The sequence below is a fragment of the Mesorhizobium sp. M0848 genome (assembly GCF_040319805.1).
Lineage (GTDB): Bacteria > Pseudomonadota > Alphaproteobacteria > Rhizobiales > Rhizobiaceae > Mesorhizobium.
This window is the reverse complement of record NZ_JAMYOM010000020.1, coordinates 76,839-100,610: the sequence shown is the minus strand read 5'-3', so window position 1 is coordinate 100,610 and position 23,772 is coordinate 76,839. Positions and strand designations below refer to the sequence as shown.

The 23,772-nt window shown below is 61.3% G+C and carries 17 protein-coding genes, 1 tRNA gene and 1 pseudogene; 4 read left to right on the top strand and 15 right to left on the bottom strand.

Features of this window, described 5'->3' with window-relative positions:
- Window positions 1-2: 2 nt before the first annotated feature.
- The 6 genes from NKH95_RS22485 to NKH95_RS22460 all read right to left on the bottom strand — a co-directional run bounded on the left by NKH95_RS22485 (window position 3) and on the right by NKH95_RS22460 (window position 9,011).
- Window positions 3-1,376: an alpha-glucosidase/alpha-galactosidase gene (locus NKH95_RS22485; protein ID WP_023809263.1), complete on the bottom strand. Its 1,374-nt coding sequence runs from the start codon at window positions 1,374-1,376 to the stop codon at window positions 3-5.
- 19 nt (window positions 1,377-1,395) lie between these two features.
- Window positions 1,396-3,063, bottom strand: a complete 1,668-nt coding sequence (locus NKH95_RS22480; RefSeq protein ID WP_352722858.1) for an ABC transporter ATP-binding protein — start codon at window positions 3,061-3,063, stop codon at window positions 1,396-1,398.
- A gap of 10 nt (window positions 3,064-3,073) precedes the next feature.
- Window positions 3,074-4,213, bottom strand: a complete 1,140-nt coding sequence (locus NKH95_RS22475; protein ID WP_023809264.1) for an ABC transporter permease — start codon at window positions 4,211-4,213, stop codon at window positions 3,074-3,076.
- Between the two features lies 1 nt (window position 4,214).
- A complete protein-coding gene (locus tag NKH95_RS22470) occupies window positions 4,215-5,222 on the bottom strand; it encodes an ABC transporter permease (RefSeq protein WP_127296635.1) in 1,008 nt (335 codons plus the stop codon).
- Window positions 5,223-5,333: 111 nt separating this feature from the next.
- Window positions 5,334-7,412, bottom strand: coding sequence for an ABC transporter substrate-binding protein (locus NKH95_RS22465; protein ID WP_352798981.1), 2,079 nt, complete (start codon window positions 7,410-7,412; stop codon window positions 5,334-5,336).
- Between the two features lie 132 nt (window positions 7,413-7,544).
- Window positions 7,545-9,011, bottom strand: a complete 1,467-nt coding sequence (locus tag NKH95_RS22460) for an alpha-glucosidase/alpha-galactosidase (RefSeq protein ID WP_352441086.1) — start codon at window positions 9,009-9,011, stop codon at window positions 7,545-7,547.
- Window positions 9,012-9,223: 212 nt separating this feature from the next.
- On the opposite strand from NKH95_RS22460, the gene NKH95_RS22455 reads away from it, so the two are divergent.
- A complete protein-coding gene (locus NKH95_RS22455; RefSeq protein ID WP_352441087.1) occupies window positions 9,224-10,132 on the top strand; it encodes an AraC family transcriptional regulator in 909 nt (302 codons plus the stop codon).
- A 27-nt stretch (window positions 10,133-10,159) separates the two neighbouring features.
- Here the strand turns inward: NKH95_RS22455 and NKH95_RS22450 are convergent, their stop codons facing one another.
- The 5 genes from NKH95_RS22450 to NKH95_RS22430 form a co-directional block, all read right to left on the bottom strand.
- Complete coding sequence (locus NKH95_RS22450) at window positions 10,160-12,187, bottom strand: aldo/keto reductase (RefSeq protein ID WP_352611467.1); 2,028 nt, start codon at window positions 12,185-12,187, stop codon at window positions 10,160-10,162.
- Window positions 12,188-12,222: 35 nt separating this feature from the next.
- Entirely contained in the window at window positions 12,223-13,317 is a 1,095-nt protein-coding gene (locus NKH95_RS22445) for an ABC transporter ATP-binding protein (protein ID WP_352611466.1), read from the bottom strand.
- Between the two features lie 8 nt (window positions 13,318-13,325).
- Window positions 13,326-14,162 carry a carbohydrate ABC transporter permease gene (locus NKH95_RS22440; RefSeq protein WP_023809271.1) on the bottom strand — a complete coding sequence of 279 codons (837 nt, stop codon included), beginning with the start codon at window positions 14,160-14,162 and terminating at the stop codon, window positions 13,326-13,328.
- The gene (locus NKH95_RS22435; protein WP_023809272.1) at window positions 14,159-15,019 is read right to left on the bottom strand and encodes a carbohydrate ABC transporter permease; all 861 of its coding nucleotides are present in this window, start codon (window positions 15,017-15,019) and stop codon (window positions 14,159-14,161) included. The genes NKH95_RS22440 and NKH95_RS22435 overlap by 4 nt, the downstream gene beginning before the upstream one ends.
- 152 nt (window positions 15,020-15,171) lie before the next feature.
- Window positions 15,172-16,443: an extracellular solute-binding protein gene (locus NKH95_RS22430; RefSeq protein WP_023809274.1), complete on the bottom strand. Its 1,272-nt coding sequence runs from the start codon at window positions 16,441-16,443 to the stop codon at window positions 15,172-15,174.
- Window positions 16,444-16,527: 84 nt separating this feature from the next.
- Between NKH95_RS22430 and NKH95_RS22425 the strand changes: the two genes are divergently transcribed.
- From NKH95_RS22425 to NKH95_RS22415, 3 genes are all read left to right on the top strand, one after another.
- Complete coding sequence (locus NKH95_RS22425; RefSeq protein WP_196815295.1) at window positions 16,528-17,421, top strand: helix-turn-helix domain-containing protein; 894 nt, start codon at window positions 16,528-16,530, stop codon at window positions 17,419-17,421.
- Window positions 17,422-17,742: 321 nt separating this feature from the next.
- Window positions 17,743-17,818 (top strand) — tRNA-Phe (locus NKH95_RS22420).
- A 212-nt stretch (window positions 17,819-18,030) separates the two neighbouring features.
- Window positions 18,031-19,278 (top strand): tyrosine-type recombinase/integrase, encoded by a 1,248-nt coding sequence (locus tag NKH95_RS22415; RefSeq protein WP_352893227.1) that lies wholly within the window; start codon window positions 18,031-18,033, stop codon window positions 19,276-19,278.
- A gap of 288 nt (window positions 19,279-19,566) precedes the next feature.
- Here NKH95_RS22415 and NKH95_RS22410 read toward each other — a convergent pair whose 3' ends face one another.
- From NKH95_RS22410 to NKH95_RS22395, 4 genes and pseudogenes are all read right to left on the bottom strand, one after another.
- On the bottom strand, window positions 19,567-20,877 hold the full coding sequence (locus NKH95_RS22410) for a type II toxin-antitoxin system HipA family toxin (protein ID WP_352893226.1): 1,311 nt from the start codon (window positions 20,875-20,877) through the stop codon (window positions 19,567-19,569).
- A 12-nt stretch (window positions 20,878-20,889) separates the two neighbouring features.
- Complete coding sequence (locus NKH95_RS22405) at window positions 20,890-21,186, bottom strand: helix-turn-helix domain-containing protein (protein ID WP_023701836.1); 297 nt, start codon at window positions 21,184-21,186, stop codon at window positions 20,890-20,892.
- A gap of 568 nt (window positions 21,187-21,754) precedes the next feature.
- Window positions 21,755-22,756 (bottom strand): hypothetical protein, encoded by a 1,002-nt coding sequence (locus NKH95_RS22400; protein ID WP_352893222.1) that lies wholly within the window; start codon window positions 22,754-22,756, stop codon window positions 21,755-21,757.
- 248 nt (window positions 22,757-23,004) lie between these two features.
- Window positions 23,005-23,485, bottom strand: a pseudogene (locus tag NKH95_RS22395) (tyrosine-type recombinase/integrase); the annotation flags it as partial.
- Window positions 23,486-23,772: the final 287 nt, after the last annotated feature.

The following is a 23,772-nucleotide window of genomic DNA, read 5'->3' as shown; positions in this document are numbered from 1 at the left end:
GATCAGGCGGCGGCCTCGTTCTTGCGCTTCAAGCGCGCCCAGGCAGGCAGCCATTCACCATGAGCAGCCAAGAGATCATCGACCAGTGACCAGATCTGGTCGAGATCGAGTTCGGCCGCGGTGTGCGGATCCATCATCGCCGCATGGTAGATGTGTTCGCGGTTCTCGCTCATCAGCGCCCGCACCGTCAGTTCCTGCACGTTGATGTTGGTGCGGATCAGCGCGGTCAATTGCGGCGGCAGGTCACCGATATAGGTCGGCTGGATGCCGGAGGCATCGACCAGGCACGGCACTTCGGCGGCGCAATCCCGGGGCAGCGAGGTGATGCAGCCATTGTTGCGGACGTTGCCGTAGATCACCGAGGGTTCGCCCGTCCACACCGAATTCATGATCGATGAGGCATATTCCCGGGACTGCTCGACCTCGATGCGATCGGCCGAGCGATAGGCCTCAGCCTGTCCCTTCCAGCGCTCGATCTGTTCGATGCAGCGCTTGGGATACTCATCCAGCGGGATGCCGTACTTCTCGATCAGGTCCGGGCGGCCTTCCTTGATGAAATAGGGCGTGTATTCGGCGAAATGTTCCGAGCTCTCGGTGACGAAATAGCCGAGCCTGGTCAGCATCTCGTAGCGCACCTTGTTGGGGCAGCGCGGGTTCCAGCCGGGCTTGGGCGCGCGGCCTTCGCGATAGGCGCGCACGAGATCGGGGTAGAGGTCGCGGTACGAACCGTCCGGCTGGCGATGCTCGAAGCTGAGATAGAAGGCCATGTGGTTGATGCCGGCCGAGCGATAGCGGATCTCTTCGTAGGGAAGGTCGAGATCGTGCGCCAGCTCCATTGCCGTGCCCTGCACGGAATGGCAGAGACCGACCTGCCTGATGTCAGGGTATTTCTCCGCTATCGCCCAGGTGTTGATCGCCATCGGGTTGACATATTGCAGCATGATCGCCTGCGGGCAGACGGCGAGCATGTCCTCGCAGATCTTCCACAGATGCGGCACGGTCCTCAAGCCGCGCATAATGCCGCCGACGCCGAGCGTGTCGGCGATCGTCTGGCGCAGGCCGTATTTCTTCGGCACTTCGAAGTCGGTGACCGTGCAGGGCTCGTAGCCGCCGATCTGGAAGGCGACGACGACGAAATCTGCGCCCGCCAGCGCCTTGCGCTGGTCCGAATGGGTCTCGGCCTTCGCCTTGACGCCGAGCGTCGCGATCAGCTTGTTGACGACGATGGCGCTCTCTTCCAGCCGCTGCGGATTGATGTCCATCAGCGCGATGGTCGCGCCGGAAAGCGACGGGCGCTGCAGCACGTCGCCGACAATGTTCTTCATGAACACCGTCGAGCCTGCGCCGATGAAAGTGATCTTGGGATTTCTTGCCATGCTAACCTCCGGCATATGTTCAGGCCACGTCGAAAGCGGCCCTGACGAGCCGTTCCGTGTAGGCGGTCTTGGGATTGGACAGGACGTCGTCGACGGGGCCCTGCTCGACGATCTTGCCGTTCTGCATGACGATCACGCGATGGCACAGTGCGCGCACCACCTTGAGGTCGTGCGAGATGAAGAGGTAGCTGAGGCCGCGCTCGTCCTGCAGCTTGCGCAACAGGTCGATGATCTGCGCCTGGACGGAGAGATCCAGCGCCGATGTCGGCTCGTCGAGCAGGATGAATTCGGGTTCGAGTGCGATGGCGCGGGCGATCGCGATGCGCTGGCGCTGGCCACCGGAGAATTCGTGCGGAAACCGTGACAGTATATCGCCCGGCATGCCGGCGCTGACCAGCGCGTCGCGCACCCGTTCGACCCGCTCGCGCCGCGTCGCCCCTATGCTGTTGACGATCAGCCCTTCCTCGATGATCTGGCCGATCGTCATGCGCGGGTTGAGCGAGGAGAACGGATCCTGGAAGACGATCTGCATGCGCGAGCGCAACGGCCGCATCTGCGCCCGCGACAGGCCGTGGATCGGCTTGCCGTCGAAACGGATCTCGCCGCGCTTGGCGTCGATCAACCTGAGCAGGGCCTGGCCGAAGGTGGTCTTGCCTGAACCGGACTCGCCGACCAGCCCCAGCGTCTCGTGGCGACAGAGTTTCAGGCCGAGATCGTCGACGGCGACCAGCTCTCGCCAGTCCGGTTTCAGGAAGGTGCCGTGGCGCAGCATGAATGAGACGCGCACGCCGCTGGCCTCCAGGATGGTGCCGCAGCCCTCCGGCAGCGGCTTCGGCTGCCCCTGCGGCTCGGAAGCGAGCAGCCGTCTCGTATAGGGGTGCTGGGGGTTGGCGAATAGCCGTTCGGTGACGTTGTGCTCGCACATTTCGCCATGCTGCATGACATAGACGTAGTCGGAGAACTGGCGCACCACGGTCAGGTCGTGGGTGATCAGGATCACCGCCATGCGCAGCTCTTTCTGCAGGCTGCGGATCAGGTTCAGGATCTGCGCCTGGACGGTGACATCGAGCGCTGTGGTCGGCTCATCGGCGATCAGCACATCGGGATTGTTGGCCAGCGCCATGGCGATCATCACCCGCTGACGTTGCCCGCCCGATAGCTGGTGCGGGTATTGCTTGAGCCGCGCGGCGGGATCGGGAATCTGCACATGCTGCAGAAGTTCCAGTGCGCGCGCCCAGGCCTGCTTGCGGCTGACTTTGCGATGCACCCGGATCGCCTCGACGATCTGGCTGCCGACCGTATAGATCGGGTTGAGCGAGCTCATCGGCTCCTGGAAGATCATCGAGATGCGGTTGCCGCGCAGCTTGCGCCGGGCGCTCTCGGGAAATTTCAGGATGTTTTGCCCGTCATAACAGACGCTCGACCCGGGCGACACCGTGGCGCGCCGCGACAGAAGGCCCATGACGGTGCGCGCCGTCACCGACTTGCCCGAACCGGATTCGCCAACGATGGCGATCGTCTCGCCGCGATAGAGCTGAAACGAGATGTCCTTGACCGCGTCGACGACGCCATGCTCGACCTTGAAGGCCACGGCGACGTTGCGGGCGTCGATGATCGGCTGGCTCTGGCGTCCGTCATGGTCGTGACGGACGATGGGTGCGAAGGATTCGGCGAGCGCGACGGACATCTCAGGCACCTCAATAAGGGTCGACGGCGTCGCGCAGGCCGTCGCCCAGCGCGTTGAAGGCAAAGACGGTGACGAGCACGAAACCGACCGGCGACAGGATCCAGGGATAAGTGCCGATGACGGAATAGGTCGCGGTGTCCTGCAGCATCAGACCCCACGAGATCAGCGGCGGCTTGACGGCGAAGCCGAGGAAACCGAGGAAGGATTCGAGCAGCACCACCGTTGGGATCGCCAGCGTCACGGCGACGATCACGTGGCTCATCACATTGGGGAAGATGTGCTGCATGATGATGCGCCGGTCGGTGGCGCCGACCGCCATGGCGGCGCGCACATACTCGATCCGCGCCAGCGCCAAAGTCTTGCCGCGCACCTCGCGAGACATCTGCGCCCAACCCAAGGCCGACATGACGATGATGACGAAAGCGAGGAAGACGTTGGTGGGAGCGGTGACCGGGATCAGCGTCGTCAGCGCCAAATAGAGCGGCAGCTGCGGGAAGGCGAGCACCAGTTCGACGAAGCGCTGCATCCAGACATCGAACCTGCCGCCAAAATAGCCGGAGACCATGCCGACGGTGGTGCCGATGACGGTGATGATTAAGACGACCGTCAGCGCGATCATCAACGAGACGCGCGAGCCATGGATGGCGCGCGACAACACGTCACGACCAAACTTGTCGGTGCCCAGGAAATGCACCGGCTGGCCGTCCAGCGAGCCGAACAGATGCCGGTCCGCCGGCAACAGCCCGAAGAGCTTGTAAGGCGCGCCATGCACGAAGAAACCAAGCAGCCTTGGATGATCGTAGTCGGGACCGACGACGGGCTGGAAAGTGACCGGATCGAGGTCCGCCGAATCGGCCAGCGCATAGACCCTCGGCCGCGCGACGAAACCGCCATCTCTGTCATGGAAAACAGGCACCTGCGGAGGCGCGAAGCCGACATCCGTCACCTTCGGGTCCATTGGCGCGATGAACTCGGCGAACACGGCCATCACCAGCAGCAGCACGACGAGCCAGAGCCCGGCCATGCCGGTCCAGGAGCGCTTCAGCCGGCGCCAGACAAGCGCGAGGTAGCTTTCGTTACCGCGCGCCGGTTTGGCTACGATGCGACCTTCGGCCGGCAGCGGTGGAGGGGATGGATCGCGCGCCAGCATCTCAGCGCTCCCCGAACTGGCGCACGCGCGGATCGAGCAGGACGAGCAGCATGTCGGCGATGATGTTGCCGACGATCAGCGTCGCCGACAGCACCATCATGAAGGTGGCGGTGACATAGACATCGCCGACAGCCATGGAGCCGACGATCGCCGGGCCGACAGTCGGCAGCGCGAAGATGATCGCCGTCTCGATTTCGCCGGTCAGCATGTAAGGCAGCACCACACCCTGATACATGATGAGCGGGTGCAGTGCGTTAGGCACGGCGTGGCGCATGACGACAGCGGCGCCGGTCAGCCCCTTGGCCCTTGCCGTCTCGACATATTGCGCGTTCAGCGTATCGAGCAGATTGCCGCGCATGACGCGCATATTGTAGGCGAGCCCGCCGAAAGTCGCGATCGCCACCACCGGCCAGACATGCTTGACCAGATCGACGAATTTGGCCCACGACCACGGCGCGCCCCCATATTGCGGCGAGAAGAATGAGCCGATCTCCGACACGTTGAACTGGAAGACCAGGAGATAGACGATGATCAGCGCCATCAGGAAGCGCGGCACCGTCATACCGAGGAAGGAGATGGCCGACAGCGCCGAGTCGATCCAGGTGTATTGCCGGGTCGCCGCCCATATGCCGAATGTGATGCCCAGCACCGAAGCCAGCAGATGGCAGACCAGCGCCAGGAGAAGGGTGCGCGGCAGGCGCTCTCCGACCACATCGGCGACCGGTTTGTTGTAGTAGAGGCTGTAGCCGAAATCGCCGCGGGTGACGATGCCGCCGATCCAGTTGAGATACTGGAGGGGCAGCGGCTTATCGAGACCATGCTCGATGCGGTAGGCCTTTGCCTGCGCGTCGGCCTCGGCGAAGGAGGCTCCACCCTGGTTGATCGCCTGCGAGCGGATGTAGTCGGCATAATCGCCCGGCGGCGCCTGGATGATGGCAAATGTGGCCAGGCTCAAAATGGCGAGGACCGGGATTGCCGACGCTATTCGCGTGAGCAGGAATCGCAGCATGGACGGTTCGTTTCCTCGTCTCGCCGACCGCGCCCTTGGTTGCGTCCGGAGGTTGGTTTGTCCGGCCGCGCCAGCGGCGCGGCCGGAGGTCTCTCAGTCAGGGAGGTAAACCTAATTCATCGGCCCCTTCTCGCCGGGTTTGCCGGGCAGTTCTTGCGGGAACAATTCGTATTTCGCCTGCTTGTCGGCCGCGACAAAGACCCGTTCGCGGGTGATCGAATCCTCGGCCCAGTTGAACATGAAGATCGGCGTGCCCTGCGGAATGTTCGAGAAACGCTTGTTGACGATCAACGCGCCGGGATACTCCGTCAGGCCGACATTGTAGACGTGCTCCGTCGAGATCTTCTGGAATTGTTTCATCAGGCTGGCGCGCTGGTCATTGTCCTGGGTGGAGACGAACTTGTTGACGATGTCGACGAGGTCCTTTTCGAACGGCATCACATCGACCTCGCCATTCTCCGGCGCACGATGGTCCCAGCTGGTGCGCGGGCCGATCGGGGCAAGCTGCACGGTGTTCTGCACCACCGACGTCAGTTCCTGTTCGTTGCGCCGGACCAGCCAATCGAAGCGGCCGGAATATTGCGAAGCGTCGCGCTGGGTGCCGTTGAGCCCGTTGAGGACGACCCGCAGCCCAAGCTTTTCCATCTGGGCGACGACGCCTTCGGCAAGGCTCTTGTCGGTCGTGTAGTCGTTGTTGACCAGCATCACGATCTCGACGTTCTTTCCGCCGGCGGTGCCGGAAGGGAAATTCACGAAGCCGTCGCCGTCCGTATCCTTGAGGCCGGCCTTGGCGAGTTCGGCCTTGGCGCCCTCGAGATCGAAGGGGTAGTAGACGGTCGAATCGCGGTCATAGAAGCTGGTGCCCGAAGACAGGCCGCCGGGATAGATGGCGGTGAACGGCCCCTTGACCAGCGAGTCGCCGAGCGCCTTGCGGTCGAGTGCCATGGTGACGGCCTTGCGGAAATCCTCATTACGGTTCAGCTCGCGGATCGCCTGGCCGCGTTCGTCCGGATTGCCCCAGCCATTGGCGGAAAAATTAAAGCGCAGATTGTAGCCGATGAGCCGCGGGCCGAAAGCAAGACGGGCCGGCGCGTTCGCCTCTGCCGCACGCTTCAGCGAGGCGACGAAGTTTTCCGGCTGCTCCAAATTGGAAAAATCGGCCGCGCCGCCCACCGCCTGGACATCGCGATCGGCCCAGGTCGACAGCTTGTAATGCAGTTCGTTGAGATAGGGCAGTTGATTGCCCTTTTCGTCGACCTTCCAGTAATAGGGATTGCGGCGCATGACGATGATGTCGTCCGGCCGGTATTCGACCGGCACCCAGCCACCCATCACCGGCATGTTCATGAATTCCGGCGGGAAGGCATTTTTGAACTGATCATAGGTGTTCTTCGAGTATTTCGGATGCTGCGGCTTCAGGATGTGCGCGGGGCCAGGACAGAAGGTGCCGTAGGCCATGGCATACAGGTACTGTTTCGGGAAGGCATCCTTGAAGGTCCATTCGACGGTGTAGTCGTCGATCTTCTTCAGCGTCGTGCCGACGCCGAAGGTTTCCGGCGTCGCACCATTCAGCGGCGAGACGTTAGGATCGACCACCTCGTCGTCCCAGTAGAACATGACGTCGTCGGCGTTGAACGGCACGCCGTCCGACCACTTTGCTCCTTCGATGAGGTGCATGGTCAGCTTGTGGCCATCGCTCGACCAATCCCAGCTCCTGGCCAGGTTCGGCAGCGGCTCGGTGTCCTTGGCCTCGACCTGGAACAGCGGGGCGGTGCGCGTCAGGCATTCGGAGAGGCCGATGTCGATGCCGCCCCAGCCTTGCGTCTGACCGGCGCCGTAGTTCCAGCCTTCCGGCCGCCCGCCGATGACGTGGCGCATCGTATCGCCATAGACGCCGATGCCGTCCTGCATGTTGCCTGTCTTGAAGACCAGCGGATCTTTCGGCAGCCTGTCTTTCACCGGCGGCAGCTTGCCGGTCTTGACGTATTTCTCGGTGACCCAGTCGGGCTCGTGATATTCGGGGAGCGGCTTGAACTCCAGGATCGAGTCTCGCGCGACATAGTTGATCTTGCCTTCGGCGGGAAACGGTGTCGGCGCCGGCGGAACCGTCGGCTCGGAAGCGTAAGCACTGAGTGCCGAGACGCTCAGCGTCAGTCCGGCAGCAAGGCCGATATTGCGTAAATTCCTCACGGTCTCTCTCCCTCTTGTTTGTCCGGAGCGTTTGCACCCGCTCCGCCTCTTCTCGAATTCAAACGGCTTCGTGGCAGTGGATCCGCCTCCCATGGATCCACCATCACCGCATGAATTTTCAGCCGGCCCGTCTCAGCCGGCTTGCTTCAGCGCGGCCTTTTCGGCGCGCAATTCCTCGATCGAGCGAACGCTGCGCCGTGCGGCGCCCGCCCACTCGCGGGTCTTCACCTGAGATGTCGACAGCCGCTCCCTTGCGGCCGGAACCGCATGGGCATATTGCGGCAGCCAGGCTGCCTGGGCGACGACCATTTCGTCGACCATCTGCCAGACCTCCTCCGGCGTCGAAACCGCGCCGACCAATGGGTCATGCAGCACGGCGAGCTTCAGAAGATCGATGTCGCCTGATATCGCGGCATGCACCGACATGCGCTGGACGTTGATCGAAGCGATGCAGGTGGCGGCGCAGGCTTCCGGCAACGTGATGCCGGCGGCCATGTTGATGCCAAAACGGTCGACGAAGCCCGGCGACTCGATGATGGCGTCCTGCGGCAGGTTGGTAATCACGCCATTGTTCTTGACGTTGAAGTGGCCGCGATAGACCCGGTTGGTCTCCAGCGCCTCCAATATGTGGCTGGCATGCTCGTTGGAGCGCTTCTCCCGGTCGATCGGCTTGGACGCCGCTTCGAGGAACTGCGGATATTCCGTCTCGAACCAGTTGCGGGTTTCGGTGGAGTAACGGAGATAGCCGCCAGTCTCGCCATGGATCCAGTCGGACATATCGATCCAGCGCGTGATCTCGTCGGGACGTTTGCGGTACCAGGGCAGATATTCGGAAAGATGGCCGTTGCTTTCGGTCGAATAGACGCCGAAGCGCTTCAGGACATCGATGCGCAGTTTCTCCTGCCTGGAATAGACGGGATGCGCCTCGAAGGCAGCCACCAGTTCGTCCTTGCCGATGGAGCGGCCGTTCAGGCGCAGGCCGATGAACCAGGTCTGGTGGTTGATGCCGGAACAGACATAGTCGAGCTCCTGCGTGGACTTGGCGCCAAGCACCTCGGCGATCTGCTCGGCGCCGTGCTGGACGCCGTGGCAGAGCCCAACAGTGTCGACCTTGCCGTATTCGATCGCCGCCCAGGTGTTCATCGCCATCGGGTTGGCGTAGTTCAGGAACTTGACGTTCGTCTCGGCGACCTCGCGCATGTCCTTGCAGAAATCCAGGATCACCGGGATGTTGCGCTGGCCATAGAGAATGCCGCCGGCACAGATCGTGTCGCCGACGCATTGGTCGATGCCATATTTCAGGGGAATGCGGATATCGTCGGCATAGGCTTCGAGACCGCCGACCCGCACGCAGCTGATGACGTAGCGAGCGCCTTCGAGAGCCTGGCGGCGGTCGGTCGTCGCCGTCACCCTGGTCGGCAATCTGTTTGCCTCGACGATCTTGTCGAGGATCGCCTTGATCATCTGAAGGTTGTGCTCGCTGACATCGGTCAGCGCGAATTCGATGTCCTCGAATTCGGGCACGCACAGGATGTCGGTGAACAATTTCTTGGTGAAGCCGACGCTGCCCGCGCCGATGATAGCGATTTTGAAACTCATCAGCCGCACCTCATTCCACTTCGAATTGCAGGCAAGGAATGACAATGGGAAGCTGTAGCCACATGCCGACATGTATGCAGGACAAGCCGGAATCGGGCTCGCCAACCTCCCCGTCCGCTCCTCGACTGCGGATCTCTCTCGCTTTTCGACGGGGATTATGCGCTTATTCGCGAGCGCGACCAGAGAAGGATTATGCTTTCGGGGGTAATTTTGTGCTGCAGGATTTGATACAAAACGGACAGTCCATGCGCACGATCTCGCTGCCGCGCGGCCGCCAGCGCCTGCATGCCATGCCGACGAGCACGGGCTATGAAGTGCGCGAGGACGAGATCTACGACTGGGATGGGCGAAAGCGCGGCCAGACGCCGTTCACCGTGCTCCAGCACACGATCAGCGGGACTGGCCGGCTGCGCTACGAGAACCGCAATTACCGCCTGCAGAAGAACGACACATTGCTGGTGCTGGTGCCGCACAACCACCGCTACTGGCTGGCTGAGGACGAGCGCTGGGAGTATTTCTGGATTTCGATGAACGGCGAGGAGGCGTTGCGCATTCACAAGTCGATCCTCAGCGTCTCGGGTCCTGTATTTCGGCTGCAGCCGGCGACGATCGATCATCTTGCCGATTGCAGCCTGCGCCTGATCAAAGGCGCCGCTTCGCCGGGCGCTGCTTCGGCGATAGCCTACGAGGCTGCGATGGCGCTCTATGACGATGTCTTCGGCTCCCATGCCTTTGCCGAAAAACAGAGCGTTATGCAGCCGGTCATCGATCACATCAACGCAAATCTCGACAAGCCGCTGCCGGTGGCGGATCTGGTGCAGATCAGCGGCCTCAGCCGGGCCCATTTCTCACGCTGTTTTGCTGAAAGCGAAGGCTTGCCGCCTGCCGAGTTCGTGCTGCAGCAGCGTCTGCAACGCGCGGCGAAGCTGCTGACCAAGGCGGATTTTCTGCCGGTGAAGGAGGTCGCTATCCTGTGCGGCTTCGAGGACGCGAACTACTTTTCAAAGGTCTTCCGCCGCTGCTACGGCATCACGCCGAGCCAATTCCGCACCACAGGCATGTACGCCAATTTGCGGACTCCGGCCAGGCGTGGCGTCAGGGCGCCTGATGACGAGACCTGACGCCGCGACCGTTAAGCCGGCAGCCAGCTAGGCAGCGCGCAGACTGCCGCCATCCAGCCATTCGAGATCGGCTTGCGAAAGCGTGATGTCGAGAGCGCGCAGGCTGTCGTCCAACTCATCCAGCGTGCGTGGCCCGATCAGCGGGATGGATGGGAAGGGCTGAGCGAGCACATAGGCCAGCGCAATTTGGATCGGGCTCTTGCCCAGTCTCGCGGCAAGTTCGATCGCCCGGTCGCGGCGACCGAAATTCCGCTCGGAGTACCAGACCCGCACCAGTTCCTCATTGTCTTGCTTGTCCCGACCTGCGCGATCGGTGAAGAAGCCGCGCCCCTGGCTCGACCAGGCGAAATTCGGCATCTGCCTGGATGTCAGCCAGGCCTTCCATGCATCCGTGGAGGACGTGACGCAGCCTGCCCAGATCGGCTCCAGCATTTCAGCCAGCGAGAAATTGTTGGACAGCGCGCCGGGCTTTTGCTTGCCGGTGCGTTCGGCATAGGCGATCGCCTCATCCATGCGTTCCATCGTCCAGTTCGAGCCGCCGAACGGGCCGCGGATGCGGCCGGCCTTGACCTCACGATCCATCGCATCGACGAATTCGCCGACCGGCACATCCGGATTGTCGCGGTGCATGAAGTAGACATCGACATGGTCGGTCTGCAGGCGTTCGAGCGACTGGTCGAGCTGCTTGCCGATCACATCGGGATAGCAGAGCGGTGAATGCGCGCCCTTGGCGATGACCACCGATTGCGCGCGCACGCCACGGTTTTTCAACCACTCGCCAAGCAGCTTCTCGGTATAACCACCACCGTAGACGTAACCGGTGTCGAAGAGATTGCCGCCGGCCTCGAAAAAGGCATCGAGCAGGATCGAGCCTGAGGAAAACGTGCGGAAATCCTCAAAGCCGAGCGCCAGCACCGACGCCGGCTTCGACAGGCCAGGGATCGTGCGCTTGGCGATCGCCGTGCCGCCCGATCGCAAAGGCCGGCCGGAGATGGTGTTGGTACGCTGCTGGGCCTTCTCGATCCCGTATTCGAGGCCGGCGGCCGCCCGCCATTTGTCCAGCACGCGCAACGTGCCGAGGCTTTCCGCCCATGCCATGCCCGGCCAGGCGAATTCTTGGCCGCCGGCGCGGATGGCCTCACCGGCTGCGTCGACCTCGAAGGAATAGACATGGCGCTTCTCGTTGACGCTGATGGTCTCGCGCGTGCCATCGGATGCAATGACGTCGATCTGGCCGAGACCAACGTCGCGGTTGCCGCCGGCGAACCAGAAGTCCGGCACTTCGATGCGGCCTTTGGTGCCGAGGATGCGCAGAACATTGTCCTGGTTGAGCGAGATGCTGCAGGAGGCTTCGGCGACAATGCCACCCGGGAACTGCAGCAGCGCCGAGGCCCATTCGTCGACGCCGGACTGGCCAAGATGGGCAGTACCGACCACCTTGTCAGGCTCGGCGAAGGGTTTTCCGGCCGCGGCGCCGGCAATCAACCGCACCATCGAGACGGGATAGCCGCCGACGTCAAGAATGCCGCCGCCGGCGAGATCGTTGGCGTAGAGCCGGTGCTCCGGCATGAAGCGCGGCATCGCAAAACCAAAGCTCGACTTGATCATTCTGATCTCGCCGATGACGCCCGATCTGATCAGTTCCACCAGCTTCAGCGTCTGCGGATGCAGCCGGTACATGAAGGCTTCGCCGAGAAACGTGCCGGCCTTGCGCGCGGCATGCATCATGGCGTCGGCCTCGAAGGCGGTCAGCGCCAGCGGCTTTTCGCACAGCACATGCTTTCCTGCCTCGGCCGCCTTGATCGCCCATTGCGCATGGCCGGGATGCGGTATCGAAATGTAGACGGCATCGATTTCGGGATCAGCAAGCAGCGCATCGTAGCCATCGAGGATGCGGGCGCGGGGGAAACTCTCGGCGAGGCCAGGCTTGGCGGGATTGCGGGCACCGATGGCGACCAGCTTTCCGGTGCGCGAATCGGCCACGCCACCGGCAAAGGACTGGGCGATGCTGCCCGGTCCGAGGATGCCCCAGCGAATGGGCGTGGTTGCGGTCATTGTCATTCTCCTTGAAGGCTGGAAACGGCGGCCGGTCAGCGCAGCCGCAGTCCTTTTTCGTCGAACAGGTAGGATTTGCGGATTGAAACGGTGATCTCTGATGTGTCGGGGACCTTTGTCGCGTCGCGCTGGATCACCACGTCGTCACCATTGGCCGTTCTTGCGTAGAGGAAACTTGTGCCGCCCAGGTGCTCGACCACGTCGATGGCAACCACAAGGTCGGCGTCGCCCTCTCCGGCATTGCCGAAATGTTCGGGCCGCACGCCGACAATGACCTTGCTGCCGATTTTTGGGCTGCCCATTTCGGGTGCAGCGCCGGTCAGCGGTTGCGTGATGCGGGTCTTCTCCTGACCCGCCAGATCGACCACGACGCCACCCGCATCGTGCCCGACAACCCGGCCCTTGATGAAGTTCATCTTCGGCGACCCGACAAAGCCCGCAACGAACTGATTGTCGGGGTTGTCATAGAGATCGAGCGGCCGGCCGATCTGCTCGATATGGCCGGCGCGCATCACGACGATCCTGTCGGCGAGCGTCATCGCCTCGGTCTGGTCGTGCGTGACATAGATCATTGTCGTGCCGAGTTCCTTGTGCAGCCGGGAGATCTCGACGCGCATCTGGACGCGCAATTCGGCGTCGAGGTTGGAGAGCGGCTCGTCGAACAGGAACACCTGCGGTTCGCGCACGATGGCGCGGCCGATGGCGACGCGCTGGCGCTGTCCGCCGGAGAGTTTTTTCGGGCGCCTGTCCATCAATTCGCTGATGCGCAGGATCTCGGCCGCCCGCGTCACCCGCCGTTCGGTGTCGGCCTTTGGATTGCCGGTCATGCGCAAGCCGAAAGAGAGGTTCTGTTCGACGCTCATATGCGGATAGAGCGCGTAGGACTGGAAGACCATGGCGATGCCGCGGTCGGCCGGCTCGACATCGTTGACCACCTTGCCGCCGATGGCGATCTCGCCGCCGCTGACGTCCTCGAGCCCGGCGATCATCCTGAGCAGCGTCGATTTTCCGCAGCCGGAGGGGCCGACGAAGACGACGAACTCGCCGTCCTTGATGTCGATGCTCGCGCCATGGACGACCTCGAAGACGCCGAAGCGCTTGACGACACTGTTAAGCGTGACCGTTGCCATGCTGCCCCTTACTTGACCGCGCCGGCGGCGATGCCGGCGATGAAATGGCGCTGCAGCAGCACGAAGACGACGAGCATCGGCACCGTCAGCATCACCGCACCCGCCATGATGCCGCCCCATGACACCTTGGTGAGGCCGATCAGCGTGCCGAGCGCTACGGGTGCTGTCATCGAACCCGGCTGGCTGTTGATCAAAAGCGGCCACAGATAATTGTTCCAGGAGGCGAGGAACAGGATGATGGCGAGTGCGGCCAGCATCGGCCGCGCCAAAGGCAGCGCGACGAAGAGGAAGATGCGCCATTCCTTGACGCCCTCGACGCGCGCCGCATCGAAGAGATCGTCCGGCATCATCGAAAAACTCTGCCGCATGAACAGCACGCCGAGCGAATTGAACAGCGGCGGGACGATCAGCGCCACCCAGGTGTTGGCGAGCTTGAAGTCGCGCGCCACCATGATGAATTGCGGGATCAGCACGACCGCATAGGGCAGCGTTATGGTGCCGAGGATGATGGCGACAACCGCGCCCTTGCCGAAAAACTGGTAGCGGGCCAGAGCCCAACCGGCCATCGACGTCAGCAGCACCGACAGGAATGTGTAAGTCACCGCCACCGATACCGAGATGCCGATGGCGCCGACGAAGTTGGTGTCACGCTGCAGATTGTTGAAATTGTCGATGAAATTGCCGTGCGGCAACAGCTCGATGCCGGGGCTGAAGATGCCGTTGTCCGGCATGGTCGAGAACACGACCATCATCCACAACGGAAACAGCCAGATCAGCGCCAGCGGCGTCAGGAACAGATGCAGAGCGATGCTGCGTCCCAATCTGGCTGCGGAGCGCGAACTCATTTCGGTTCCCTCGTCAGCCACAGCTGCGCCAGCGTGATGGCGATCGCCAGCCCGGCCATGGTGTAGGCCACGGCCGAGGCGTAGCCGAAATTGAGCGACCGAAAGCCCTGGCGGTAAAGCAGCAGGCCAAGCGTCTCCGTGCCGCCGCCCGGCCCGCCGCGCTCGGTGATCAGGAAGGGCTCGGTGAACAGCTGCATGGTGCCGATGATCGACAGCACGAGGCAGAACACGATGACCGGCTTCAGCAGCGGCAGGGTGATGTAGAAGAACTGCTTGAGCTTGCTGACGCGGTCGAGCGTCGCCGCCTCGTAGACATCTTCGGGAATGGACTGCATGCCGGCGAGCAGGATGATGGCGTTGTAACCGGCCCAGCGCCAGGTCACCGCGATCATGATCAGCGCCATCGCCGGCGTGACGTTGGAAAACCAGTCGATCTTGGGCAGGCCGATGCTGTTCAGGAGCTTGTTGATGATGCCGAAATCGAGGTTGAACATCAGCCGGAACACCGCCGAATAGGCAACCTCGCCGACCACCACCGGGGCGAAGAAGGCAAAGCGGTAGAGGCCGCGCGCCTTCAAGAGCGGCGAGTTCAAAAGCACCGCCATGACCAGCGCCAGCGAGATCATCACCGGCACCTGGATGACAAGGATGAGCAGCGTGTTCTTCAGGGCGTTGAAGAAGGCCGGATCGCCGATCAACCGGCCCCAGTTGAAGCCGGGCGCGAACCGCCACGGCACGGTACGCGTCGCCTGGAAGGAAATCATGAAGGAGCTGATGATCGGCCATACCCAGAAGATCGCGAAGATCAGCAGATAGGGCGTGAGGAAGCGATAGGCCGTGGCGTTGCGATTGCGCATCTTCCTCCTCCTTCATTTCGTTGCCGCTTCGGCCATGGCCCTCGCAGCAGCGGAGCCGGTTTGCCAGCAAATACAGGTCCCGTGGGAGAACCCCACAGGCCGCGACCAGGTCCGGGCGGCGCAAACGCCTGTCCCGGACCCGGCTTGGGAGGTTATGACTTGACGGGCAGTCCGGTTGCCGCCGCGATCTGGCTTGCGGCATCGTCGAGTGCCGTCTTGGCGTCGGGGTAGCCGCCGGCCAGATACTTGGTCTGCACGGCGCGGACGATGATTTCGGCGTCGCTCTGGAACTGCGTGCCGCGGCTCGGAACAACCTTCGGCAAGGTGCCGAGAATGTCCTTCCACACCGCCTGGCCGCCCCAATAAGGCAGGCCTTGCGCGACATAGGGATCGTCAAGCGCCGAGATCAGGGACGGCACCAGGCCGAACTCCTTCAGCATCGTGATCTGGCCTTCATTGGTTCCGAGCGTGTATTTCAGATAGGCGTAGGCGGCCTCCTTGTTCTTCGACGCCGAGGTGATAGCCAGTGAGGAACCGCCGAGATTGGCGGCGCGCGGCCCGTCGGCGGTGAGGCTCGGCATCAGATAGACGCCCCATTTGCCGTTTTCACCGGCAGATTCGGTGCGAATGGTGCCCTCATACCAGCCGCCATAGATCTGGGTGGCGACGGTGCCGGCGGTGTTGTTGGTGATCTTGGTGCCCCAGTCGGCCGACGAGATGATGCCGGCGTCCTTCATCTCCTTGACCTTGGTCATGGCATCGACGCATTTGGGCTGGTTGACCGTGATCGATTGTCCGTCCTCGGAGAAATAGGCGCAGCCCTGTTCGTTGGAGATCATGCGGAAGAATTCCGAGTCACCGTTGAAATCGGCATTGGTCATCGAGACGCCTGGGTTGGCGGCCTGGATTTTCTTGCCGGCGGCGATGAAATCATCCCAGGTCTTGATCGAAGTCGGATCGACGCCGGCCTTTTCGTAGAAGTCGCGGCGATAAAAGGCGGCCACCGGGCCGGAATCCCACGGCATTGCGTAGGCCTTGTCGCCCACTTCCAGCTCGGTGCGCTTGAAATCGGGGAACTTTTTCTGGTCGTCGGCTGTGTAGCCCAGCGTATGCAGGTCGACGAAGCAGTCGGGGAACTGGCTCCAGTAATTCTCGGCCTCACCGTTCTCGACGGTGACGATGTCGGGCAGGCCTACGCCGCCGGCGGCGCAGCCGGCGATCGACTTGTCGTAGGTTGGCTGGTTGCCGAGATCCTGGACCGTGACCTTGACGTCGGGAAATTGCTTGTTAAAGCCGGCAATGGTCGCCTTCAGCGATGAAGCCGCGACATTCCAGCTCCAGATGGTGATTTCGCCGGATTGCGCGAAGGCCGGGGCTGAGCCCAGGGCAAGCGCGAGCGCGGCGCAGGTCATTGTGATGCGCATTGAAATCCTCCCATTCATTTGCTCTCTCACTGTGAGCGTGGCTAGACTATGCAGTGGGCAAGGCCTGTCGCCGTCAAAGGGAATATGAAATTGGCGGAAAGTAAGATGCCTGAACGGCCGTTCTACCAGCCTGGGGCCAGCAGCGTGGAAGGCCTGCCGCTGCTCCTGCAGATGTTTCACACCAATCCGCTGGTGATGCTCAAGCCGCACTGGCACGCCCAGGTCGAGGTTAATTTCATCGTGCGCGGCAGCGTGCATTACCTCATGAACGACCACGAGATTTCGCTTTCGGCCGGCGAGATGTGCCTGTTCTGGGGTGGCCTGCCGCACCAGATGGACGATTTGTCCGACGACGCCATCTATGCCGGGGCGCATCTGCCACTGGTGCACTTCTTCCGGCTGCACCTGCCCACCGATATAAGGCACCGGCTGATGACCGGCGCGACACTGGTGACATCAGCCACCGACCAGTCCGACAACCATAATTTCGAGCGCTGGAACCGCTACGCCCGGTCCGGCGACCAGGCCAAGGCCGAACATGCCGTCAACGAATTGCTGCTGCGGCTGGAGCGGGTGCGGTTCGAGCCCTACCGGCTGGTATCCGCAACTCCGACCGACCAGGAAACAGGCAGCCCCTTCGACCAGCAATCGTCGCGCAATGTCGGACGCATGTGCGATTTCATCGCCGAAAACTTCCTCTACGACATCGATTGCGTGAACATCGCGGCGGCCGCCGACATCCATCCCAAATATGCCATGAGCCTGTTCAAGAAATCCACCGGCATGACGCTCAACGAGTATGTGAATCTGTTGCGGCTGAGCTATGCGCAGGCGCTTTTGATGCATCAGGACGCCAATGTGCTGCGCGTCGCCATGGATTCAGGCTTCGGCTCGCTCAGCGCCTTCAACAAGTCGTTCCGCAAGCTCGCCGGCATGTCGCCCTCCGATTTTCGCCGCGGCGTGACCGGCGTCAGATAGGCGGCGGCGACCAGTGGCGCGTCTGAGCCGCAAATGCATTGGTGCGCCTCGATCGCCGGCTAAAGGCAGTGCCACGGCATGTCAGCCGGCAATAGCGGCACGGACAGGGATGGCGAAGGCCGCATCGTGCCATGCCGTGCCCGATTCCGGCCTGCAAGCGGCATGGAAACCGGGGCACCGCACGGCATCGCTTTTCCTGCCCGAAATCGCCCACTAGGCGCTGGACAGGCCGAATTCCCGTGCTATAACCCACGCGCTTTCAAGGGGCGCCCACGGCGCCTCGATGAAATCCGGTCAACGCGTTTTCGTTTGCCGGAACAGGCCCAGATAGCTCAGTTGGTAGAGCAGCGGACTGAAAATCCGCGTGTCGGTGGTTCGAATCCGCCTCTGGGCACCATCCCCCCTTCTCCCGACACTCCCTTTCACCGAACCTTCTACGCTGCAGCTTCTGCAAGCGCCTGGAATTGTTGATGTTTTGCAGTCGCATTGCGCAGTTAAGCGGGACAGGGAGCGCTTCAGGAGCATTTGGTCCAACGAGGCGGGGGGATGGTATTTCCGTTGGTATTCGACATCCTGATGGTATCGAAACAGCTAAGGGAGACCTGACGAATGCCCCTCTCCGACGTGAAATGTCGAAATGCCCGCCCTGCTTCCAAGCTCGTGAAATTATCTGACGGGGGCGGGCTGCAGCTATGGGTACAGCCCACGGGCTCTCGCCTCTGGCGGGTCGCCTACCGCTTTAAGGGCAAGCAGAAACTGCTCGCGCTGGGCAGCTATCCCCTTATCTCTCTCGCCGAGGCACGGGAGGCGCGCGATGATGCTAAAAGGCTCCTGCTAGCTGGCGTCGACCCTGGAAAGGAACGCAGCTTGCAAAAGGCTGATTCGGCTAAGGACTCCTTTCGCTCAATCGCGGACGAATATGTCGACAAGCTAAAGAAGGAGGGACGTGCCGACCGGACGATCAGCAAGGTCAAATGGCTGCTCGACTTTGCCTATCCGATTATCGGCGATAAGTGCATTCGGGAGATCGATACGGCCACCATCCTTGCCGCCCTCCGTCGCGTTGAGGTTCGCGGTCGATACGAGTCGGCCAGGCGACTGCGCTCCACCATCGGCAGCGTGTTTCGATACGCAATCGCCACCGCACGCGCCGAGACAGATCCGACCTTCGCCCTCAGAGGCGCACTCATCAGTCCGACGGTAACGCCTCGCGCCGCGATTACCGATCAGAAGGCCTTGGGCGGTTTGCTGAGGGCGATCTATGCATTTGACGGACAGCCTACAACCCGAGCCGGTCTGAAGCTGATGGCTCTGATGTTTCCCCGCCCCGGCGAGCTTCGCTCCGCTGAATGGGAAGATTTCGATTTTGAAAGCTCGGTATGGACCATCCCTGAAGCACGCATGAAAATGCGACGTCCGCACCGCATACCCCTGTCAAAGCAGGCGATCAGCGTCCTGACTTCACTGAGGGAAATCTCTGGTGGTGGATTGCTGCTGTTTCCTAGTGTTCGATCGGCTTCGCGTCCGATTTCCGACAATACGCTCAACGCCGCACTGCGTCGTATGGGATATAGCAAGGAAGAAGCTACCGCGCATGGTTTTCGAGCAACGGCATCAACTCTGCTGAACGAATGCGGCAAGTGGCATCCGGACGCGATAGAGCGGCAGCTGGCCCACATTGAAAACAACGACGTTCGGCGCGCCTACGCCCGGGCAGAGCATTGGGACGAGCGCGTCAAGATGATGCAGTGGTGGGCCGATTATCTGGATGAACTCAAGAGCAAAAACCTGCGGGTGATCCAATCGAGGGACGCCGCAAGCCTGCTGTCCACACACCAACGCGACCATCCACTTTGAACCCAACAGCGGCCGTTCATCAAACGCGGATACAAATCTCCAACCGCCGGAATCATACTGACCGTCGAAAAACGCCACAACTCGACGCCAAATCGTAGGCCCGCATTGTCAGATTTTCTGGAGAGAAAGTTGACCGCGTTCGGCGGGAAGCTGCCGATGGCCGGTTCCGAAACCGGCCATCTACCCGGCCCGGAGCCGGGGCGCTATTAGAGCGAGAATCCCGTGGGCAGTGTGCGGTCCGTCCATTTCGCCGGCATTAGTCCGTGGATCCGCTATCCCTGCCCGACTTTAACCTCCACAACATTCCTCTCCATAGATCCGGGACAAGCCCTTGATGCGCGTCGCGATCGCGTCGACGAGGCGACCAACGATCTCATGGATGATCCCCTCCTGGCGAAGCTCTTGGGCGCACTCCGATGCCATATCGGGCATCACCGCGAGCTGATGGCGGATCGTCCGCACCGTGTACTCGCTGCCAACCTTTGCTGAGGACGCACAGCGCCCCCAGTGGCGCGGCATGATCTCCTCAATGGGATAGACTCTGTCGATCTTCATCGCCAGTTTAAGGTCGCGCATCTCAGATTGGATCTCTCCCCCGAGGTGCGGCAGAATGGAGGAGATGTCGTAGAGCGGAGCTAGGCGGGCCTCGCCCTGGGCACCGAGCAGCATCGAGTAGTTCTTTGCATGCGCGTCCGTGCCGGCGATGATCCAGTTGAAGACGTTCGCGGCCATGAAGATCTGACGGTCTTGGACGGGGTCGAGGGAGGCCGACAGCACCTTTCTGGAGATCGTTGTGATACCTGGCCCACCCTGGTTCTCGTACTTGAGCGTCGGCATCACCGACAGGGCCTGGCACATGTCCTCCTGATGGATGCGGATGGTCTTGCCGTCGATGTTGCGGCGGTCGTAGCGCTCGATAACGATCGCCTTTTCGCCTGCGAAGTCGAGAACCTGGCTATGTGCAGCGTCCATGCCGAGCTTGGATGCAAGCTGCAGGCAGAAATGCTCGTTCTCGGTATGCCCGTGCAAGTGCGGCAAAGGCGGCTTGAAGATGTGTGTCGTGGGCGTGTCGCCTAGAGGGATCCCCCAGCGATTGCTGCCCTTGTCGAAATGGAACGCCGTCTTTGCCTGCGCACCAGCGAGACTGAACTGACCAGGATCGCCGATTCGCCGGGTCGCTGCACCATCCTTGCGCAGGTCGCGCAGGCGGTCGCCGATCTGCGCCTCGGTGAGCAACTCCACGTTCTCGCCGCGGGAAACCTGGTCGCCACGAGGAAGGAACTGGACGGCGCCGGCGCAGTCGCGGCCGACATTCTTGAGCAGGGCAAACGGGTTTCGCGCGGAGACCTGGAACCTCTGCGCCCATCTGGCGAGGGTCTGCTCATTATCCGGCAGCAGACCCCAGAGGAATGCCTCGACGACTTTGCCCTCGTAGGTCCTGGTGATCGTCGGCATGGACAGGGAGAGCGGGATCGCCACCCGGCCCTCCATCCATGCCTCGTGATAGGAGAACGAAAGCTTGCCGCCCTGCAGGTGGTGGAGCCACCCAACCGGTCTGCCAGCGATATGGACGTCGAGGGTGTCGATGGGGTTCACCATGATCATCGTCACCTAGAGCTTGTAGGGAATCTCGTCGTCATCATCGTCGACATGCCGTTCATCGGCATTATGATGATGATCAGCAGCCGCCGTCGGCGCCGTCGGGATCTGAAAGTCCAGTTCCACACCAAGCGTGGTCAGCGCCAGCAGCACGTTGCCGATCTCGGCGCTGGGCTTGCCGTTCTCGATCCACGACACCCACGTCTGCGTGGTGTTGATCACCTTGGCCAAGGCAGCCTGGGACAGGCCGCGCCGGGTGCGGGCCTCCTTGATCAGGATACCAATGTCGCGAGCTGTTCTGATCTTCATGGCCTATACGATTCTGCATGAGCTAGCCCGATATAGGACCGTATATGACGGGTGTCAATATACGTTTATATATCAATTTACCGCTATATAGGCTCCCATATCGGCAGTTCCCATATACGAGCCGATATAAACTTATTGCGCCATGCAAACATTTTCGGCATGTGCGATCAAACCTTTCGACACGGTACCAAGACCGCGCGCTGGTCGAGAACTGGAACGACGTTGTTGGGGCCGGGACCGGACTGTCAGGTCTTCGCGACGGTTACGCAGAAAGCAGCCGTTCTACAGTCGACCCAATTTCAGCCGTTTACGATTGGGGCTGAACATCCCGATAGCTGCTGTTGGATCGGTTACGCAAGCGCCCGCGATTTTTACTAAGGCCGGGACGACGACCTCGTGCGTGAACGGCGTGCGCGCTTCACCGGATTTAGAGCTTCGATGCTTCTAAGGTGGCGGACGACCTCGTCTGTCAACCCTTCACGAACGTAGTGTCGGTCGCCTGGTCCATCGCCGAAAAACTGCTTGTAGCGGCGTATAGTTTCTTCCGCCGCTTTCGTGCTGCCGCCCGTTATGACGGTAATATCGGGTGGGATACCTCGGTCAGTTGAACGCGTTTGAGTAGGTATTTGAACTCGAAGTCTGCAGGCGGCATGGAGTATCCGAAGAATACCCAGTGAATCGCAGTTTTCAGATGTGCTTCCGCGGTCCGCCAAGTTGCAGCGTGCATTGCGAAATCTAGCGCTTTGCGATAGCTGAAAGTTGCTATCCTCGTGCCGAGTGACTGTGAACCACAATGCGGACAGTGAGGCTTTATTGACTTGGGCAACGAGCCCTTATGCGATGGCCCAAATACGGCGCGCCAGTCTCTCTCTTGAAACAGGGTCTGCGCCACACGCTCCGTGTCAGTTGACGGCACCCAGAACAATTCGCGGCACGCGTCGCAGTAAAGCCAATTTATCGATCCATGTGGCTTCAGAAGGTGGAGCGTCTTTGTCCCCAAATCTGCCGAGCGTCTTCTGCGCACAACGTCATCTTCGAGGCGCGTCGGCGTGGCATTGCAGCCGTACTCGACGTTGCGTACCTCTTGCCGCAACTCGATGCCTCTTTCGAAGACCATATCCCAATTCATACTCAAGACGGCCGTGTTATCCAATTTGAGGCCATCAAACAGAGCGTTGAGCAGCTTCGAATCCGCGCCACGGCGCTTCAATTGCTTATTGTAAGCCTGCTGGAGCATTCGGACGATACGGACAATCATCGCCCGCCGAACCACGCGAAGATCTGCCGCAGAGTAAAGGGGCCCGAGGTGATGCCCGGAGTTGGCAGACTGGTCGACCAGAGTAAAAATGTCCTCAAGTTCCGGCCACTTGTCATCAGGGGTAGTGGAACCATCGTTGAAGGTTTTATCCACGAATTCCCGGAGGAACGCCGCCTGCGCGGCGCTAGGTCCGTTATCCTTCAGACCATCTAAATCCAAGAGGCGCTCGGTAAACTCGCTGGCTAATGGCAAGCCTGCATTCTTCGCGAACCCAGCACCGACAACCAAAACAACGCCCGCTTCAAAATCCATCACGATACTCCAGGCCTGATGACTTCATATTCTTGAAGTTCTACTTCGGGTCGCATCCTGCCCGAAAGCCGCCGTTTCGCAATCCACCCCATTTCGCCCGCGATTGGCACAGCGGCAGCAACCGACCCATTCTTACCGTTCGCAACACAGTAGTTACTGGGTGGGGACCGGCCATTCCTTCGGTGTTGCCAAACGGCAGAACTGGCGATCCGCCAGGCAGCTTCGGGCTGGCGTGTTAGTTACGCGATACGTCGGAGCGAGTGCGTTCCATACTCCTCCGAACGCAGACCGATCGCGGTCACCCATTCGTCGACCAGGCGCGCGTACTGCCTTGTGCTCATGTGGCGTGCATGATCGACGACGGCTCGGGAAATCCTCGACCGAGCCTCCACGTCGTTGGAGCCAAACCAGAAGGCTGGCTCTCACGTCGTTAGTGATCTCGAACTGAACCGGCCGCCCCGTCTTTTGCTGAACAACGATCGCGCGGGTCCTTATCTCCGGTCCGGCGACGACATCGCGAATCCTGACCTTGGCCAGGTCACAGCCGCGAAGCTTGCTATCGATTGCCAGATCGAATAGCGCACGGTCCCGAACGCGCCTCTCGCGATCGAGGAAAAAGCGAATAGCCCAAATCTGCTTCTGGGTGAAAGGACGCTTGGTGCCGACCTTCTTCCCAGCATTCCAGGCTGCGTGCTGGCGGCTGGCATCGTCAAATTGAGAATGGCCCATGTCATTCTCCTCGGCCGTGATTGGCCGAGAGAGAAGAACGTCGCAGGACACTGCCGCTCATGGGGCCGGCAGCGAACTGTCAGCTATTGGGAGCAAACCGCGCAATGCGGTCGTTCCGCTCAAGCCGGGACGAGCCAAACGAGATGCAATCCCGGTCATTGGTGAAGCGCCGACATCGCTTGTCCGAACATTTTCCATCTTATTTACTTGCTCTGGTGTTCCAGGGTCTGATCGAGCATCCCGCGCCACAGCGCAAACCAATCGCGGCTCGAGCAATCGTCGGAAAC

Bases quoted from the DNA above. Each gene is read 5' to 3' on its own strand.
- NKH95_RS22485 (WP_023809263.1), bottom strand. From the start codon at position 1,376: ATGGCAAGAAATCCCAAGATCACTTTCATCGGCGCAGGCTCGACGGTG.
- NKH95_RS22480 (WP_352722858.1), bottom strand. From the start codon at position 3,063: ATGTCCGTCGCGCTCGCCGAATCCTTCGCACCCATCGTCCGTCACGAC.
- NKH95_RS22475 (WP_023809264.1), bottom strand. From the start codon at position 4,213: ATGCTGGCGCGCGATCCATCCCCTCCACCGCTGCCGGCCGAAGGTCGC.
- NKH95_RS22470 (WP_127296635.1), bottom strand. From the start codon at position 5,222: ATGCTGCGATTCCTGCTCACGCGAATAGCGTCGGCAATCCCGGTCCTC.
- NKH95_RS22460 (WP_352441086.1), bottom strand. From the start codon at position 9,011: ATGAGTTTCAAAATCGCTATCATCGGCGCGGGCAGCGTCGGCTTCACC.
- NKH95_RS22450 (WP_352611467.1), bottom strand. From the start codon at position 12,187: ATGACCGCAACCACGCCCATTCGCTGGGGCATCCTCGGACCGGGCAGC.
- NKH95_RS22445 (WP_352611466.1), bottom strand. From the start codon at position 13,317: ATGGCAACGGTCACGCTTAACAGTGTCGTCAAGCGCTTCGGCGTCTTC.
- NKH95_RS22440 (WP_023809271.1), bottom strand. From the start codon at position 14,162: ATGAGTTCGCGCTCCGCAGCCAGATTGGGACGCAGCATCGCTCTGCAT.
- NKH95_RS22435 (WP_023809272.1), bottom strand. From the start codon at position 15,019: ATGCGCAATCGCAACGCCACGGCCTATCGCTTCCTCACGCCCTATCTG.
- NKH95_RS22430 (WP_023809274.1), bottom strand. From the start codon at position 16,443: ATGCGCATCACAATGACCTGCGCCGCGCTCGCGCTTGCCCTGGGCTCA.
- NKH95_RS22425 (WP_196815295.1), top strand. From the start codon at position 16,528: ATGAAATTGGCGGAAAGTAAGATGCCTGAACGGCCGTTCTACCAGCCT.
- NKH95_RS22415 (WP_352893227.1), top strand. From the start codon at position 18,031: ATGCCCCTCTCCGACGTGAAATGTCGAAATGCCCGCCCTGCTTCCAAG.
- NKH95_RS22410 (WP_352893226.1), bottom strand. From the start codon at position 20,877: ATGGTGAACCCCATCGACACCCTCGACGTCCATATCGCTGGCAGACCG.
- NKH95_RS22405 (WP_023701836.1), bottom strand. From the start codon at position 21,186: ATGAAGATCAGAACAGCTCGCGACATTGGTATCCTGATCAAGGAGGCC.
- NKH95_RS22400 (WP_352893222.1), bottom strand. From the start codon at position 22,756: ATGGATTTTGAAGCGGGCGTTGTTTTGGTTGTCGGTGCTGGGTTCGCG.